At 71.1% G+C, this 17,887-nt stretch carries 10 protein-coding genes; all 10 read left to right on the top strand.

The window, feature by feature from the left end; genetic code table 11:
- The coding region (locus tag ACH4TL_RS45250; RefSeq protein WP_398331742.1) for a type I polyketide synthase at positions 1–3,009 on the top strand (3,009 nt) is incomplete at its 5' end.
- Between the two features lie 268 nt (positions 3,010–3,277).
- A complete protein-coding gene (locus tag ACH4TL_RS45245) occupies positions 3,278–5,320 on the top strand; it encodes an ATP-binding cassette domain-containing protein (protein WP_398331744.1) in 2,043 nt (680 codons plus the stop codon).
- Positions 5,321–5,561: 241 nt separating this feature from the next.
- The gene (locus ACH4TL_RS45240; RefSeq protein WP_398331747.1) at positions 5,562–8,333 is read left to right on the top strand and encodes a BTAD domain-containing putative transcriptional regulator; all 2,772 of its coding nucleotides are present in this window, start codon (positions 5,562–5,564) and stop codon (positions 8,331–8,333) included.
- 271 nt (positions 8,334–8,604) lie between these two features.
- The gene (locus ACH4TL_RS45235; RefSeq protein WP_398331750.1) at positions 8,605–9,879 is read left to right on the top strand and encodes a glycosyltransferase; all 1,275 of its coding nucleotides are present in this window, start codon (positions 8,605–8,607) and stop codon (positions 9,877–9,879) included.
- A gap of 47 nt (positions 9,880–9,926) precedes the next feature.
- Positions 9,927–10,592 carry a class I SAM-dependent methyltransferase gene (locus ACH4TL_RS45230; RefSeq protein ID WP_398331753.1) on the top strand — a complete coding sequence of 222 codons (666 nt, stop codon included), beginning with the start codon at positions 9,927–9,929 and terminating at the stop codon, positions 10,590–10,592.
- A 39-nt stretch (positions 10,593–10,631) separates the two neighbouring features.
- A complete protein-coding gene (locus ACH4TL_RS45225) occupies positions 10,632–11,831 on the top strand; it encodes a DegT/DnrJ/EryC1/StrS family aminotransferase (protein WP_398331756.1) in 1,200 nt (399 codons plus the stop codon).
- A 64-nt stretch (positions 11,832–11,895) separates the two neighbouring features.
- On the top strand, positions 11,896–13,359 hold the full coding sequence (locus tag ACH4TL_RS45220) for an NAD(P)/FAD-dependent oxidoreductase (protein ID WP_398331759.1): 1,464 nt from the start codon (positions 11,896–11,898) through the stop codon (positions 13,357–13,359).
- Positions 13,360–13,454: 95 nt separating this feature from the next.
- Positions 13,455–14,990: a GMC oxidoreductase gene (locus ACH4TL_RS45215; protein ID WP_398331762.1), complete on the top strand. Its 1,536-nt coding sequence runs from the start codon at positions 13,455–13,457 to the stop codon at positions 14,988–14,990.
- A gap of 39 nt (positions 14,991–15,029) precedes the next feature.
- Complete coding sequence (locus tag ACH4TL_RS45210) at positions 15,030–16,382, top strand: UDP-glucose dehydrogenase family protein (protein ID WP_398331765.1); 1,353 nt, start codon at positions 15,030–15,032, stop codon at positions 16,380–16,382.
- A 53-nt stretch (positions 16,383–16,435) separates the two neighbouring features.
- Positions 16,436–17,641 carry a glycosyltransferase gene (locus ACH4TL_RS45205; protein ID WP_398331768.1) on the top strand — a complete coding sequence of 402 codons (1,206 nt, stop codon included), beginning with the start codon at positions 16,436–16,438 and terminating at the stop codon, positions 17,639–17,641.
- The last annotated feature ends 246 nt before the right edge of the window (positions 17,642–17,887 follow it).

Below are 17,887 nucleotides of genomic sequence, written 5' to 3'. Positions count from 1 at the left end.
CGTAAGGACCGCCCGGAGGAGACCGCGGCGGTTACCGCGCTCGCCCGCCTGCACGTGACCGGCGTGGCCGTGGACTGGCGGGCGTTCTTCACGGGCACGGGTGCGCGGCAGGTCGAGCTGCCCACCTACGCCTTCCAGCGGGAGCGGTTCTGGCCCACCGCCGCAGTCGGCACCGGGGACGTACGGGCCGCGGGACTGGCCTCGGCACGGCATCCGTTGCTGGGTGCGGCGGTGTCGTTGGCCGACTCGGACGGTGTGGTGTTTTCCGGGCGCCTGTCGTTGGCCTCACATCCGTGGCTGGCTGACCACACGATCATGGGCCAAATCCTGCTGCCGGGTACGGCTTTCGTGGAGTTGGCGATCCGGGCCGGTGACGAGGTCGGGAGTGGCCGGGTCGAGGAACTGACCCTGGCCGCACCGCTGGTGTTGCCCGAGCGGGGCGCGGTGCAGATCCAGGTGCGCGTCGGCGCGGCGGATGAGGACGGGCGGCGCACCGTCACCGTCCACTCGCGGCCCGATGACGACTCGGGCGCGCAGTGGAGGCAGCACGCCGCCGGTGTGCTGACCGACGATCCTGCCGAATCCGCCGTCGGCTTCGATACGGTCGCCTGGCCGCCGGTGAGCGCCGAACCGATCGACCTCGACGACCATTACGCGCAGCTGGCCGAAGCCGGGTTCGACTACGGACCGGTGTTCCGGGGTCTGCGGTCCGCGTGGCGGGTCGGCGACGAGGTGTTCGCCGAAGTCGCCCTGCCCGTAGGCCCCGATACCGCCGCCGTGGCCGATACCGACATCGGCATGGACACCGACATCGACGGGTTCGGCGCTCACCCCGCGCTTTTGGACGCGGTCCTGCACGTCGCCGGATTCACCGGCGCGGCGCAGGACGGCGGAGGGGGAGCTCTGCCGTTCTCCTGGGAGGGCGTGTCGCTGTTCGCCTCCGGCGCCGCGTCGGTGCGGGCACGACTGTCGCGCGCCGGGCAGGACACGGTCACGATCGAGACCGTCGATACGGCGGGGCGGCCGGTCTTCACGGTGGACGGTCTGGTGGTCCGCCCCGTCACTCCCGAACAACTCGGCACCGGCCCGGCGATAGCCGGAGACTCCCTCTTCCGTACGGAGTGGACCGCGGCCACCGAGCAGGTCGGGACCGAACCGCCCGAGGTGGCCGTGGTCGGCCCGGCGGACGACGTGACCGAGTTGTTGCGCTCTGCCGGGACCGAGGTCCGGGCGTACGCGTACCCGGATCTGGCGGCGCTGGCCGCGACCGAGGACCCGGTGCCGGACGTGGTGCTGGCCCAGCTGGACACCGAGCCCGACGCCGGGCCGGTGGAAGCTGTTCACGCCACGGTGTCGCACGCGCTGCGCCTGGCGCAGGACTGGCTGGCGGGGGAGCGGTTCGCCCATTCCTGGCTCGTAGTGCTGACGCGCAACGCCACCACGGGTGATGACGTGGCCGCGGCCTCGGCGTGGGGCCTGTTGCGCTCCGCGCAGGCGGAGAATCCGGACCGGATCACGCTGCTGGACCTGGCCCCGGACCTGATGAATGGTACGGACGTTCCAGGATCGGTCCTGGCACGGGCGCTGACGACGCCGGAGCCGGAACTGGCGATCCGTGAGGGGCACATCCTCGCGGCCCGGCTGGTACGAGCACAAGCGCCGGAGCCGGAGCAGACACCGGACCCGGACCCGCTACCGGAGACCGGGGCGTCTTGGGCCGGTTCGGGCCCGGTTCTGATCACGGGCGGCACCGGTGGTCTGGGTGCGGTGGTGGCCCGGCACCTGGCGGCCGAGCACGGCGTACGGGACCTGCTCCTACTGTCCCGGCGTGGCCTGTCCGCGCCGGGCGCCGGGGACCTCGTCGCCGAACTCGCCGGATTGGGTGTCCGCGCCGAGGTGGTGGCGTGTGACGTGGCCGATTGTGAGGCGCTGGCCGAGGTGCTGTCGCGGCACGACATCTCGGCGGTGGTGCATACCGCTGGGGTGCTGGACGACGGCGTCATTGGTGCGTTGACTCCGGAGCGTGTCGCTGCTGTGTTGCGTCCGAAGGTGAATGCGGCGTGGTATCTGCATGAGTTGACGCGGGGCCTGGACTTGTCTGCGTTCGTGGTGTTCTCCTCCGCGGCGGGGACGTTGGGCAGTGCGGGTCAGGGGAGTTATGCGGCGGGGAATGCGTTCCTGGATGCGCTGGTGCGGTATCGGCGGGACCGGGGGCTGCCGGGTGTGTCGTTGGCCTGGGGCCCGTGGGAGCAGACCGACGGCATGCTCGGTGAGCTGAGCGCCGCCGATCGGGAGCGGATGCACCGCTCGGGATTCCCGCCCCTGTCCACCGAGCAGGGTCTGGCGCTGTTCGACGCCGCGGTGGCCTCGGCGGATCCGGTGCTGTTGCCGGTCCGGCTGGACCTGCCCGCCCTGCGTGCCCGCGCCGAGGTGCCCCCGCGACTGCGCGGCCTGGTCCGGAGTCGCCGCGTGGCAGGCCGGGCCGCCACGGACCCCGGCCTCGTCCAGCGGCTGGCCGAAATGGACGAGGCCGGGCAACGCGATGCCCTGCTGGATCTGGTGTGCGGCCAGGTCGCGGCGGTACTCGGGCACGACGGCGCGACCACGGTCGATCCGTCCCGTGCCTTCCGCGATCTCGGTTTCGACTCGCTGACGTCGGTGGAACTGCGCAACGCACTGAGCACGGCGACCGGGCTGCGGCTTCCGGCCACGCTGGCTCTCGACTACCCGACGGCGAGCGAGCTCGCGGCTCATCTGCACACCCACCTGGTGTCGGCAGAACTCGCGGGCTCCGGCTCGATCCTCGCCACGCTGGACAAACTGGAGCAGGTGATCGCGAAGGTGAGCGTGGACGCCAAGGCGCACAAGCAGATCGCGGGACGGCTCGAAGTCCTCAGGTCACGGTGGGCCACACTGCGCGCCCAGGAGGACTCCGCCGAGCTCGACTTCGACGCCGCGTCGGATGACGAGATGTTCGCCTTCCTCGACGAGGAGCTCGGCGGATCGTGAACAGAATAGGGAAAACCCGAGACTTTCCCACGGTAAACGGTTCGGCGACGCCGGCGGGCATTCCCGCTGGGTGGACAGTGGAGAGGTTCCAATGACGCGAGGATCGCGCCTGGCATAGCTTGGGTGCGAAGCCGTGGAAATTCCTCGCTCGCGGTAGCGCGACGCGTTCGTGCCGGGTCCGCTGAGCACGAGAAAACCCGATACGTAGGCGGCGGATCAGTGGCGCGTGCCCGGTTCGTGAGCCGATGAGGCGATAAGGCGTGTGGGCATGGTCAAAACGAGTGGCGATACAGCGGTCGAGGTGCACGATCTTGTACGCGCCTATCCGGGGCGCAATGGAGAGCTGATCAAGGCCAATGACGGTCTGAGCTTCAGCGTGCCCCGCGGGCAGGTCTTCGGCCTCTTCGGGGCGAACGGCGCCGGTAAGACGACGCTGGTCTTGCAGCTGCTCGGACTCGTGCAGCCCACCTCCGGTTCGATCATGGTCAACGGCGTCGATGTGACCCGTTACCCGGAGACGGTGAAATCCACCGTCGGCTTCCTGCCGCAGACGGGGCTCTCCATGCGGCTGATCGAGACCCGTCGCGCTCTGCACTACACCGGCAGGCTGCGCGGCCAGAGCGAGGCCGACGCCCGCCGCCAGACCGACGCGCTGATCGACGAGCTGGGCCTCGGCCCGTACGCCGACCGTCAGGTGGAGCGGCTCAGCGGCGGGCTGATGCGCCTGGTGAACTTCGGCATGACGCTGATGGGCCACCCCGAGCTGATCGTGCTGGACGAGCCGACCAATGAGCTGGATCCGCACAACCGGCGTCTCATCTGGGAGATGATCGAGCGCCGCAGCACCCTCGAGGGCGCCACGATCGTCCTGGTGACACACAACGTGCTGGAGGCCGAGAAGGCCGTGCACCGGGTCGCGGTGATGCACGGCGGCCGGATCAACGCGATGGGGACGCCCGGTGAACTCAAGGAGCAGATCGGGGCGCACGCGCGGCTGGAGCTGTTCGTCCGCGACGGCGGCAGCCTCACCCCGGAGGAGATTTCGCGGCTCAGCACGGTCGGCGAGGTCAGCCAGGGCAACCGCAGCGGCAGCTACCTGATCACCGCGGCGCCGGACCGGCTCCAGCAGCTGATCGAGGTGCTGGTCACCGATGTCGGCGTGAAGCGTGTCGACGACTTCCGCTTCGCCCGTCCGACCCTGGAAGACGTCTACCTCACCCTGAACCCGAAGCAGGACTCCGGCGCCGCGCCCGCCAGGGAACTGGTGACCACTCCGGCGGGAGGCGGCGGCTCAGCGGAGAGCGATGACGCGGGGAAGGCGGCGGCCGCCGCCGCGCGGAACGGCCACCGGCCGGCGGCCTTGGGACTCCCCGCCGCCGAACTCCCCGCCGCCGAACCCCTCTCCGCCGAACCCCCTGCCACCGAACCCCCTGCCACCGAACCCCCTGCCACCGAACCCCCTGCCACCGAACCCGCGGCGTCGGCCTCCGGGACATCCCGCCGGGCCCGGGCCCAGGCCCAGCCCCAGGGGCGGGGCCGGGGCCGGATGCCCTTGCGGGAGCGGCTCGGCCGGTTCGGCACCTCGTTCAAGTACCTGTGGTTCGAGCACATGCTGACCGTCCGCACCTCCTGGCACGTGCACATGGTGTTCGGCATCTTCATGCCGCTGACGATGGTGTTCGGCTTCTCCCGGATCGGCTCCGGGCTGACCGACGAGCTGAGCCTGACGTACATCGCCAGCGGCTCCGGCGTGTTCGCGATCGCGGCACTGGGCACCACGGCGATCGCGCAGCGGATCGGTGCGATCAAGGCCGAGGGATCGATGCTGTATTACGCCTCACTGCCGATCAGCAAGGTGGCCTTCGTGATGGCGTTCGTCGCCGCCCGCCTGCTGCTCATCGCGCCGGGCCTGGTGACCTCGCTGATCGCGGTGCGGCTGCTGTACGGCCTGGACTTGACGCTGTCGCCGATGCTCCTCATCGTCTACCCGCTGACCGCGCTCCCGCTCGCGGCGCTCGGCCTGGTCATCGGCAGCCTGATCGACCGCATCGAGCTGATCTCGATCGTGACCTATGTGCTGAACTTCGTTCTGCTGCTCGGCGCTCCGTTGCTCATCCCGGCCAAGGCCCTGCCGCTCCCGCTGAAGGCCCTGAGCTGGGTCATGCCCACGACCTACGGGTCGGACGCCATCCGGCGCAGCGTCAGCGACAACATCGATGCCACCTTCGGCCTCGACATCCTGGTGCTGGCCGTGATGACGGCGCTCGCCCTCAGCATCGCCGACCGGGCGCTGCGCTGGCGCGCCTCCTGACTCGCCTTCGCCGTTCGCCCCGGAGCCGAGGCCGGTGATTTCCCCAGTAGCGCTCCCGTAGCATCCTGGCCGGGCCGACGGGGGGAGGCCGCCCAGGCGCCCACCCCTCGGCGTGCGTGCTCTCGGGCGTTCCCGGTCGGCGGAGTGTCGGGATATCCACCACGGCGGATGGAACGGGAGCGATTTCGGTATGAAGTTCCGGGTGCTGGGTCCGCTGACTGTTCTCGGCCGAGGTGGCCCGGTGGCGCTGAGCGGGATCAAACAGCGCGCCGCACTCGGATTCCTCCTGCTGCACGCGAACCAGGTGGTGGCGACCAGCACCCTGCTGCGTGCGCTGTGGACGGGCAACCCGCCGCCCACGGCGCGGAAGATGTTGCAGAACGCGATCTCCGGCCTGCGCGGTCTGCTGTCCGTCGAGGACATCGAGGGCGGGGGTGGCGGGACCGGCATCGCAGACCGCGGGGGCGGTGGGACCGGCGAGGGTGCCGCCCCCGCGCCGATGCTGCTGACCCATGCGCCCGGCTACCTGCTCAGCGTGCACACCGACGCGCTGGATCTGACCGCCTACCAGGCGATGGTGGACAGGGGACGCGCCGATCTCGCGGCCGGGTCCTGGATCGCCGCGGCGAAGACCCTCCGGGCGGCGCTGGAGCTGTGGCACGGCCCGGTGCTGGCGGACTTGGCCGAGGCCGGCACGGACTGGCCGGAGCTGACCGCGATCCAGCAGGCGCGTTTCACCGTGCAGGAGGACCTGTTCGAGGCCGAGCTGGCCCGCGGCGGACATCACGAGGTGGTGCAGGAGCTGGAGACGCTGGTCGTCGCGGAGCCGGTACGGGAACGGCTGTGCGCCGAGTTGCTGCTGGGCCTCTACCGCTGTGGCCGCCAGGTGGACGCACTGGAGCTCTACCGCCGTACGAGGACCGCGTTCGCCGACAAGCTGGGCCTGGAGCCCGGCCGCGTACTGCGTGACATGGAGCGGGCGATCCTCGAACACGACCCGGTGCTGTCCCGGCCCGACGCGCTGGGGATCATCGCCCAGGAGAGTGAGGCCAAGCGCGGCGGCCCGCCCGCTGAGCTCTACCGCAGGACGCCGCCGCAGCCCGCTCCGCCGCCCCAGCCCGCTCCGGCCGGTGCCGGGTCCGCCGACCGGCGGACGGCCCCGCCACGACCGGCACGGACCGAGACCGGCACCCCGCCCGCCATCATCGGGATGGCGCGGCACGTGGCGGCGCGCACGCCCACCCCGCCGGCCTCGTCGGGCGGCGGCCTCACCGAGCAGCGCAAGCAGCTGAGCATGCTGCTGGTGCGCACCAATCCCGGCGGGGGCCCGCAGGGCGACCCCGAGGACGCCGCGCAGCCGACCGGCGGCCTCACGGCCACCATCCGTGAGGAGATCGAACGCCACGGCGGCAAGGTCTCCGGCGTGATCGGCCCTGTCACCTTCGCCCTGTTCGGCGTTCCCCGCACCGGGGAGGACGACGCGGCCCGCGCCGTGCAGGCCGGGCTGGCCATCCGAGACCGGCTCGGCTGCCGGGGACCGGGCCGCTCAGGCCCCGCCGGTCAGGCGCCGGCCCCGGCGCGCGCGGAGACCGCGGTCCGGGTGGCCGTGGCGACCGGCGAGGTGCTCGTCACCTGCGCGGCGGACGGCACCGGTGCGATCCCCGTGGTCAGCGGCGCCGTTCCGGAGAGCTGCATGGGGCTGCTGGAAACCGTGCCCCCGGGCGGGATCCGGGTGTGCGCGACCACGCGTAGGAGCAGTGAGCGCACCGTCGAGTACGAGCCGGTCGAGGAGCCGGGCGGGGGATCCGAACCCGTAGTCGTCCGCCCCGATCACGCACGTGCGGACGGACCGCCTGCCCTGATGGACCGTGAGCGCGAGGTCGAGCAGCTGCGCGGGCTGCTCGACGATGTGTGCCGACGGCGGCGTCCCCACTTCCTGACCGTGCTCGGTGAGCCGGGCCTGGGTAAGAGCAGGCTGGTCGCCGAACTCGTCACCATGGCCGGGCGCGGCTCCGGCGAGTTCACCGTGCTGACCGGGAGCGGATCGTTCTCCGAGCGGGGCGCCCCGCTGGGCCTCCTCCGGCGGATCGTGGCCGCGGCTGCCGGGATCGAGCCGGGGGCCTCCGCCGCCTCGGCGGACGACAAGCTGGCCCGCAAGGTCCACCATCTGTTCGGCACCGGTGAGACGGGCACCGGGACGCTGGCGCGGCTGCGCGGGCTGCTCCGGTCCGAGGACCCGGACCCGGCGGGCCTGACGGCGGACGGTGAGGTGTGGCGGCGGTTCCTGGCCGAACTCGCCGCGGAACGGCCCCTGGTGGTCGTCTTCGAGGACGCGCATCTCGCCGACGCGTCTGTGCTGGACTTCATCCAGTGCCTGGGCGACACCGCGGGCACCGTGCCGATGCTCGTGGCGGTGACCGCCCGGCCTGAACTGCTTGACGCCCGGCCGGGCTGGGGCGGTGGCCTGCGCGACGCCCTCACCCTCACCCTGGACCCGCTGTCCGCAGAGGGCACCGCCGGGCTGCTGGCCGCCCTGCTCGCGCGCGACGGGTACACGCTGCCAGGCGCCTTGCGGCAGGAGCTGATCATGCGGATTGGCGGGAACCCGCTGTTCGCCGTCGAGTACGCCCATGAGCTGCGGGAGCGGCCCCTGCCCGGATCCACGGTCCCGCCGCTGCCGGACTACGTGCACCGGGTGATCGCGTCCCGGGTGGATACGGTGCCGCCGGACGCCAAGGCCGTGCTGGTCAACGCCTCGGCGCTCGGCGCGGTGTTCTGCGCCGAGAGTGTCGCGGCCGTCGGCGACGGGGACCGGGCGGAAGCCGCGAAGTGGCTGGACTATCTGGAGCGGCGCGACCTCCTGCGGCGCTCCCGGCACGGTTCCCCGGCCGGGGAAACCCAGTACGCCTTCCGTTATCTGGCGATCCGCGATGTGGTGGACTCGCTGATTTCCTCCTCGATGCGCGAGGAAAGGCTGCGGCGGGCCGTCTCCTGGAGCGACCGGACACCGTGAACCTCCCGGAATGGGACGTTCTGAATTCCTTGGAGGGCGACGGTTCAGGTGACGGTTACTCGGCGGTGGAAACGCGGAACTGGGTAAACGCTGCGGAATCGCATATCTTCGGATGCACCGGCGGCGGAAAAGCGCGCTGAATACTCAGGAAAACACTGAGTGAGAGGCCGGACCATAGGAATGGTCGGCGCGCTCGGGCGGTGTGATCACCCGTTCTCGCCCGCGATTGTCCGCGGCAGCCGGCTCCGCTCCCGCGTGGAAAGGAATAGTTGTGCGCATTCTGTGCAGCATCGCGCTGTCGCCCTCGAACGCGCGTGCCCTGCTTCCCCTGGCACGGGCGGCGGCCGAGGCGGGCCACGAGGTCCTGGTGGTGTCGCCGCCGGAGATGGCCGATGTGTTCGACGGCGAGCCGATGCGGGTCAAGCCGCTGTTCACCGACATGGCCGAGATCGTGCTCCGCCTGCTGCAGGAGAAGCGGATCGAGGCGATGCCCAGTGATCCGTTCGCGCCCGAGACGCTCGTCGCCACCTCCTGCGGCCCGCACGTCACCGACGCCTACCGGCAACTGCTGGATGTGGCCCACGAGTTCCGCCCGGACATCGTGCTGCGCAGCGGCGTCGAGTTCGCCGGCTACCTCGTCGCCGAGACGCTCGGCATCCCGCACGTCACCGCCCCATCGGGCGGCGGGCAGTACCTGGACCCCAAGCTGGTGCTGGCGGAGCTGAACGAGCGCCGCACGGAGCTGGGCCTGCCCGCCGGGGCCGAGCCGGAGGCCATCTATGCCCACGGCCGCTTCGACTGCATGCCGCCGGACTACGCCTTCACCACCTACGACATCCCGGACACCTTCGCCTACCAGCAGCCGTCGAGCATCGTCCGCGACGAGACCGGGCCCGAGTGGCTTCAGGACATCCCCACCGACCGCCCGCTGGTCGTGGTGTCCAGCACCAACGTGTTCGCCTCGGTGATGTCCAGCAGTGTGTTCCCGCGCATCCTGGGCCTGTTCTTCGACGGACTGGTCGCCGGGCACATGTTCGAGGGTATGGACGGCGTCCAGGTCGACCCCGCCGTCATGGTCAACGCCCTGATGCAGGGCGACGCCAACCCCCTCAACGCGATCGTCAAGGGGCTGTCCGAAGTGGACTGCACCGCGATCGTCGCCACCCGTGGCATGCCGCTCAACCAGGACGTCGTCGGCGACAACCTACGGGTCTTCGAGCGCATCCCGCAGCCGCTGCTGCTGGAGAGCGCGCAGCTGCTGTTCACCCACGGCGGCTACAACAGCGTCCGCGAGGCGGTCAGGGCCGGCGTGCCGATGGCCGTGCTCCCCGAGGTCAGCGACCAGCTGCACAACGCCAACCGGGTCGAGGAACTCGGGCTCGGGCTGCGCGTCCCCGCGGCGAACGCGGATGCCGTCGCCGAGACCTGCACCCGGCTGCTGGAGGACCCGAGGTTCGCCCAGCAGGCGCGTAAGGCCCAGCGGCGCATGCTCTCGCTCCCTCCGGTGGACGCCGCTGTCGACCATCTCGCACGACTCGTCGGCTGACACACCGAACACGGCCGATTCACCTTACGAAGATTGGAGACGGGCAGATGGAAGCGCAGTTCCTGCAGGCGTTCTACGACCTGGCCTCGTGGATACGACTGTCCCCGCTGCTGAACAACGGGCCGTACCTGCCGTTCTCCGTGGTCTCACTGCGGCCGAGCGCCATGATCAAGGTGCTGGACGACATCGCTCTGAGGGACCGCAAGGTCCTCCTGGAGTGCGGCAGCGGCACCTCGACGGTGATGTTCGCACGGATGATGGCGCAGCGTGGCTACGGCAACATGCTGTCGCTGGAGCACGACGGGGAATGGGCCGCCCGGGTCACCACGCAGCTGGCCGCCGAGGGCCTTTCCGAGGTGGCGACGGTCATCCACGCACCGCTGGAGGAGCACCCCGCCGCGGTGAAGAACGTGGACTGGTACGCGCCCAAGACGGTCACCGAAGAGGTCGGGGCGTACACCGAGAAGCACGGCCCGGTCGACCTGCTGCTGGTGGACGGGCCGCCCGGCTGGGAGCGGGGGCGCACGATGGCCCGCTACCCCGCGGTCCCGGTGCTGTGGGACTTCCTCGCCCCCGGGGCGAGCGTGCTGCTCGACGACGTGAACCGCGCCGGGGGCAAGGAGATCACCGAGCGGTGGAAGGAGGAGCGCGGGCTCGACATGCAGCTCGACCCCTTCGGTACCCGCGGCGCCTTCGGCACCGTCCCCGCCTGACCACCCGGACATCCGCACCGCACCGAGGAGAAAACGCTCATGCTGGCCATGAACGGCGGGCCGAAAGTGCGCACCGCGCCCTTTCCTGACTGGCCGCAGTTCCACGACTCGGAGCGCGCGGCCGTGGTGCGGGCGCTGGACCAGGGGTCCTGGTGGCGCCATGGCGGCAAGGAAGTGGACTTCTTCGAAGAAGAGTTCGCCGAGTTCCATGACGCGCCCGCCGCGCTCGCGGTGACCAACGGTTCACATGCTCTCGAACTCGCGCTGGAGGTCATCGGGCTGCGGCCCGGTGACGAGGTCATCGTGCCCGCGTACACGTTCATCGCCACCTCCACCGCGGTCCAGCGCCGTGGCGGGATCCCTGTGCCGGTGGACGTGGACCCCGTCACCTTCTGCCTGGATCCCGCCGGACTCGAAGCGGTGGCGACCGAACGCACCCGAGCGGTCATCCCGGTCCACATCGGCGGCCACATCGCCGACATGGACGCCATCACCGCCTGGGCGGACCCCCGCGGGATCACGGTGATCCAGGATGCGGCGCAGGCGCACGGTGCCAGGTGGCGCGGCCGAGGGCTCGGCGAGCTCGGCTCCATGGCCACCTTCTCCTTTCAGGAGACCAAGGTCGTGACCGCCGGCGAGGGCGGCGCCCTGCTGCTGCCGACCGAGGAGAGCTACGAGGACGCGCGCACGCGGCACAACTGCGGCCGGGCCCGCGACCTGAGCCTGCGCACCGCCTCATCCAACTTCCGTATGTCCGAGCTCACCGGGGCACTGCTCCGGGCGCAGCTCGGCCGCCTCGCCGCGCAGACGGAGCAACGCGAGCGCCAGCACGAGAAGCTCGCCGCGGCACTGTCCGGCATCCCCGGGGTCATCCCCCAGGGGCGCGACGAACGGTGCACCGTCAATCCGCACTACATGACCATGTTCGTCCTGGACCCCGGGGAACTGGGCGGCCTGGACCGGGACACCGTGGCCCACGCCCTGCTCGCGGAGGGCATCCCCGCCTTCGGCGGCAACCCGGCGATCCACCGCACCGAGGCGTTCTGGACCGCCAGGACCGGCGACGAATCGGTCGAGGATCTCGCCCGGCGCTGCCCGAACGCGGAGCGGCTCGGACACCGCGGACTCATGATCCCGCACCAGGTCCTGCTGGGCGGGGACCAGGAGATCGACGACGTCGTGGAGGGCGTGGCCAAAGTCCTCGCCGAACTTCCGCGGAACGGCCCAGGACAGCCCTGACACACCGGATGCCCGAACAACCCTGCCCTGAGCGGCGGTTTCACAGGATGGGAAGACTCAAGCGATGACTAGCGAAAACCCTGCAGGCCGCACTTTCGAAGTCCTTGTCGTCGGCAACGGCGTGCTGGGCCTGTCCCTGGGCCTGACCCTCGCCCGGCGCGGCGCCAGGGTCGCCGTGCTCGGCCGGGGAGACCGGCCGTGGGCCGCCTCCACCGCGGCGGGTGCCATGCTCGGCGCGTTCGGCGAGGTGACCACGACGCTCCTCAAGAGCGAACAGGGCCGTGCCAAGCTCGACCTCGGCGTACAGGCGAGCAAGGTCTGGGCCGACTGGCTCGCCGGGCTCGCCGAGGACACCGGGAAGACCGAGGACCTCCGCGTCGCGGACGGCACGGTCATGCTGCTCAACTCCGTCGGCGTCCCCGGCATCGACTCCGCCAACTACACGGCCATCCGGGAGACCCTCGAGCAGTACAAGGAGCCGTACGAGGACATCGACCCGGCCGACGTCGAGTGGCTCGACCCCAACCCGACCACCCGCCCGCTGATGGGCATGTTCGTGCCCGGTGAGCACGCGGTGAACGCAGGCGGTCTGCTGGAGCGGCTCGAGGACGCGTACGTCAAGGCCGGCGGCGTGCTGGTCGCCGGGTTCGGCGAGGAGCTGGTGCACTCCGGCGGCAAGATCACCGGCGTCCGGCTCACCACGGGTGACACCGTCTCCGCCGGCCAGGTGGTGCTCGCCGCGGGCGCCGCCTCCCAGACCCTGCTCGACACCGTGCCCGGCGTCGCCGCGCGTATACCGCGGCTTTGCGCCGGAGTCGGCGTCTCCGTCGTGGCCCGCATCGACCCGGACAAGCCCGCCCCGACCAGCGTGCTGCGCACGCCGAACCGCGCCTTCGCCTGCGGCCTGCACCTGGTGCCGCGCGGCCGCGGCGAGGTCTATCTCGGCGCCACGAACGCGATCGAGCCGGAGCCGGCGGACGTGCCGAGCATCCGCGACACCACCTTCCTGCTGCACTGCGCCCTGCGCCAGCTGCGCAGGGACCTCGACACCAGTGGCATGGCGAAGGTCCAGGTCGGCAACCGTCCCGTGGCCTTCGACGGCTTCCCGCTCATCGGCGAGACCAGCCTGGACGGCCTGTGGATGATGACCGGCACCTACCGTGACGGCCTCCACCTGTCGCCGCTGCTCGCCCAGGAGATGACCCGCCGTCTGCTCGGCGAGGAGCCGGAACACGACCTGCGCACGTTCAGCCCGGTCCGCGCGCCGATCCAGGCGCAGAGCCGTGCGGACATCGTGGACACCGCCGTGGTGCACCTGCTCGCCACCGGCTACGAGGACGAGTGGACCATCCCGAACGCCTGGCCGAAGGTCATCGAGGCCCAACTGCGCTCCGACTACGCCAAGTTCGCCGACGAGGTGGACGACGACTACACCCCGCCCGCCGAAATCCTCGCCAAGGCCCGGATGAACCCCGAGTTCCTCAAGACGATCCGCGAGTACTACGCGGCCGTCCGGGCCGCGGTCTGATCCGTTCCGGCCGGATGCGCCCGTAGCACCAGGGCCAGGACGAGGCCCAGCACACAGCACACAGCACTCAGGACGAGGACAAGGAGCGCGCAAGCATGAGCCGACCCGAACTCCCGACGGAGGTCGACCTGCTCGTCGTCGGTAGCGGCCCGGTAGGGTCGGCCATCGCCCGCAGAGTCCACGAAGCGGTGCCGTCCGCGCGGATCCTCATGGCCGACCTGGGCCCGCGCCTGACCGAGGAAGCCGGTCTGCACCTGAGCAACCTCCCCGCCCAGGAGCGGGGTGGGTTGCAGGCGAAGTCCCAGGGGCGCGATCCCCGGACCGCGCCGGGCGAGGACGGGGCGCTGGTCAAGAAGTACGCCGACCGCGGCACGCATCTGGTCGCACCGCGGCGTCAGGAGCAGCCGGAACAGGAGGGCATGCCCGCCGCGGTGATGTCCAGCAACATCGGCGGCATGGGTGTCCACTGGGCGTGCACCGCCCCGCGTCCGCTCGACAGCGAGCGTGTCCCGTTCCTCGCCGACGAGGAACTCGATGCCGCGCTGGAGGTGGCCGAGGACCTGCTCTCCGTCACCCAGGGCGCCTTCGAGGACACCGCGGGCGGTCAGCTCGTCCTCAAGACACTGAGCGAACTGTTCGACGGCGACTACCCCGAGGGTCGGCATGTCCAGCCCATGCCGCTCGCCTGCACCCCGCGTTCCGGGGCGCTGCCGCGTTGGGCGGGCCCGGACGTGGTCCTCGGGCCGCTCGCCCACGGTGGCGACGGCCGGTTCCGGATCGCGTCGGACACCATCTGCCGCCGCGTGCTGTTCGAGGACGGCCGGGCCGCCGGCGCGGTGCTGCAACACCTGCCCAGCGGCGCGGAGTTCAAGGTGCGGGCCCGCGCCGTGGCGGTGGCCGCGGACGCGCTGCGCACCCCGCAGCTGCTGTGGGCCTCCGGCATCCGGCCGCACGCGCTCGGCCGCTACCTCAACGACCAGCCCAAGACGGTCAGTTCCGTGCAGGTCAAGGACGGTCCCACCGCGGGGATCGAGGCGCGGGGTTCGGTGGACTTCACCGGCGACATCCGCGACCTGGAGACCGGCCGGTTCTGGGTGCCGTTCGCCGACCCCGGCAGGACGAGCCACGGACAGGTCATGACGCTGGACACCTCGCCGATCGACGGCGTCGATCCGGAGCTGTTCGTCGGCATGGTCTGGTACGGGGCCAAGGAGATCCAGGAGAGTGACCGGGTGGAGTTCTCCACCACCGAGGCCGACGCCTACGGGATGCCGAGGATGGTCATCCACTACTCGCTGACCGAGCGCGACCGTGAGGGGATCGCACGAGCCCGGGCCGACCAGGAGAAGATCGCGGCCAGGTTGGGCGAGTTCCTGCCCGGCAACGAACCGGACCTGTTCCCGGCCGGCAGTTCCAAGCACTACCAGGGGACGGTCCGCATGGGCGCGGCGGACGACGGCACCTCGGTCTGCGACTCGTACTCCCGCGTGTGGGGGTTCGAGAACCTCTACGTCGGCGGCAACGGAGTCATCCCCACCTCCACCGCCGTCAACCCGACGCTGACCAGCGTGGCCCTGGCCGTCCGCGCCGCGGAATCGATCAGCGCCCTGCTCTCCCGCGAAAACTGTTGACCCCGAGACCCGACCCCCGAGAAAACGAGGTGGCTGCCCGTGCACCGGCACAACATCGCCGTCATCGGCACCGGCTACGTAGGGCTGACCGCCGGTGCCTGTCTGGCCTCGCTAGGGCACCGGGTGGTGTGCGCGGACATGGACCCGGCCAAGGTCGAGCGGCTGTCCCGCGGCGAGGTCCCGATCCTGGAGGAGTCCCTCCCCGAACTCGTGCGCGCCGGCCTCGACTCCGGCCTGCTGACCTTCGTCCTGGGCGCCGCGGAAGCGGTACGCGACGCGGATACGGTGTTCGTCTGCGTCGGCACACCGATGAGCCAGGACGGGGATCTGGACATGACCGCGGTGGACGCGGTCGCCGATGAGATCCGGGACCGGCTGCGCCCCGGCTGCGTACTGGTCACCAAGTCCACCGTGCCGGTGGGCACCGCGGCGCGGCTGACCCGGCGGCTGGGCCGCCCGGACGTACAGGTGGTGAGCAACCCGGAGTTCCTGCGTGAGGGCACCTCCGTACACGACTTCCTGCACCCCGACCGCGTCGTCGTCGGGGCCGAGTCCCGCGAGGCCGCCGAGCACGTGGCCGCCCTCTACGCGAAGCTGGACGCCCCGATGGTGATCACCGACGCCACGAGCGCCGAGCTGATCAAGTACGCGGCGAACTGCTTCCTCGCGGTGAAGCTGTCCTACGTCAACGTCATCGCGGAACTGTGCGAGCGGGTGGGCGCCGACATCGGGCAGGTCGCCACCGCCCTGGGCAAGGACCACCGGATCGGCGACGCGTTCCTGCGGCCCGGCCCCGGCTGGGGCGGTTCGTGCCTGCCCAAGGACACCCGCGCCATGCTCAAGGCCGCCGAGTCGGCGGACATCGACTTCCGGCTGCTGCGCGCCGCCATCGACGTCAACGTTCACCAGCGCGAGCGCATCACCGACAAGATCGCGCGAGTCTGCGGCACCGACTCCGCGACCCCGCTCGACGGCGTCCGGCTCGGCGTACTAGGGCTCACCTTCAAGGCGGGCACCGACGATCTGCGGGACTCCCCGGCGACCGCCATCGCCCAGGAGCTGTCCCGGCTCGGCGCCGAACTCGTCGCCTACGACCCGGCGCTGAGTACGGGCGGCCACCCGGCGGAGCCGGTGCCCGGCGTCACCGTCGTCGACGACCCGTACCAGGCGGCCAAGGGCGCGGCGGGCCTGGTGCTGTTCACCGAATGGCCGGAATTCCGTGACCTGGACTGGGGCCGCATGGCCGCCGCCCTGGACCGGGCGGTGATCGTGGACACCCGCAACCACCTCGACCCCGAATCGCTGCGCGCGGCGCGGATCGCGTGGCACGGAGTAGGCGTACGCCCGGTCGTGCACCCCGCCCCCGGGCTTCCGCTGCCCGAGCCTCGCTGACGGGCCACACCCCCGACACCTTCGTTCCCGGTTCAAGGAAAGGTTCGCCCCCGATGAGGGTTCTGTGCAGTATCACCGGATCGACCTCGCACGCGCGTGCCTCGCTTCCGCTGGTGCGCGCGCTCGCGGAGGCCGGGCACGATGTCCTCGTGGTCACCGCGGCCAAGCTGGTGCCCGTGTTCGACGGCGAGGCCGCGCGGGTGACGGGGGTGTTCACCGACATCACCCAGCAGGGCATGCGGCTGCTCCTGGAGGGCAGGCTGCCGATCCCGGCGGAGTTCAGCCGCTTCGCCCACGACCTGTGGGCCACCCTGGGCTGCGGTCCCCAGCTCGACGAGGCGTACGGCCTGCTGCTGCCGATCGCCCGCGACTTCCGGCCCGACGTCATCCTCCGCGACGGCTATGAGTTCGCCGCCCTGCTCGCCGCGGAGGCGCTGGGCGTCCCACACGTCCCGGCCCCGTCGGGCTCCGGGCAGTTCCTCGACCCCGAGCTGATTCTGCCGATGCTGAACGACCGTCGCCGGGAGGCCGGCCTGCCCCCGGCGGACGACCCGGTGTCGGTGTACCGGCACGGGCGGTTCGACTGCATGCCGGTGCCGTACTCCTTCGCCCGCCCCGTCGCCCCCGAGGCGGTGGCCTACCGCCAGCCGCGCACCGTCACCCGCGGCGAGACCCTGCCCGACTGGCTGCACGAGCTGCCCGCCGACCGGCCGCTGGTCCTCGCGTCGCTGGGCACCGGACTGCCCGGCACCGTACTGGGCTTCCTGGACAAGGCCCGGCAGATCGGCGCCCCCGTTCCCGAGTACGATCCGGCCGAACCGCTGAACACCGTCGTCCGGGCGCTGTCCACCGTGGACTGCTCGGCCGTGGTGTCCACCCTCGGCATGCCGGTGGACGAGGGCCTGGCCGCGGACAACGTACAGGTGGTCGACCACTTCCCGCAGCAGCTGCTGCTGGAACGCGCGGCGCTGTTCCTCACCCACGGCGGCTACAACAGCATCCGGGAGTCCGTACGCGCCGGAGTGCCGATGGCCGTACGGCCCATGTTCGGCGACCAGAAGTACAACGCCGAGCGGGTGGCGGAGCTCGGCCTTGGCACACACGTGTCCGAGCGCGGCCCGGAGGCGATGGCGCAGGCGTGCCACCGACTGCTCGACGACCCGCTGGTGACCGCCGTGGCGCACCGCGCCCAGGAGGAGATGTTCGCACTGCCCGGCGTCGAGGTCGCCGTGGCTCATCTTGAGCGGCTGGCCTCCTGACTCACTCCCGTCTCGTCGCGGCGCAGGCGGCCAACTCTCCTCTCGCTACTGAATTCAGAACAAGGTTTTCCTTAGTGCCGCTCAATTCCTTGTAGGGAATCCACGAGTCGCCCGTCCAGATAATCGGACAGCACCGGGTGATTCTCGCCATCGGCGACCACCCCCTGGCATCCGCGCGCCTGCATGGGCGGCGTCCGTACGGGCCGAGAGCCACCCACACGGTTCACCCCGGCTCCGCCCCGACAC

Source organism: Streptomyces sp. NPDC021115 (assembly GCF_044333065.1).
Taxonomy (GTDB): domain Bacteria; phylum Actinomycetota; class Actinomycetes; order Streptomycetales; family Streptomycetaceae; genus Streptomyces.
This window is presented reverse-complemented; position numbering and strand designations above follow the sequence as displayed.

Bases quoted from the DNA above. Each gene is read 5' to 3' on its own strand.
- ACH4TL_RS45215 (WP_398331762.1), top strand. From the start codon at position 13,455: ATGAGCCGACCCGAACTCCCGACGGAGGTCGACCTGCTCGTCGTCGGT.
- ACH4TL_RS45220 (WP_398331759.1), top strand. From the start codon at position 11,896: ATGACTAGCGAAAACCCTGCAGGCCGCACTTTCGAAGTCCTTGTCGTC.
- ACH4TL_RS45205 (WP_398331768.1), top strand. From the start codon at position 16,436: ATGAGGGTTCTGTGCAGTATCACCGGATCGACCTCGCACGCGCGTGCC.
- ACH4TL_RS45225 (WP_398331756.1), top strand. From the start codon at position 10,632: ATGCTGGCCATGAACGGCGGGCCGAAAGTGCGCACCGCGCCCTTTCCT.
- ACH4TL_RS45230 (WP_398331753.1), top strand. From the start codon at position 9,927: ATGGAAGCGCAGTTCCTGCAGGCGTTCTACGACCTGGCCTCGTGGATA.
- ACH4TL_RS45245 (WP_398331744.1), top strand. From the start codon at position 3,278: ATGGTCAAAACGAGTGGCGATACAGCGGTCGAGGTGCACGATCTTGTA.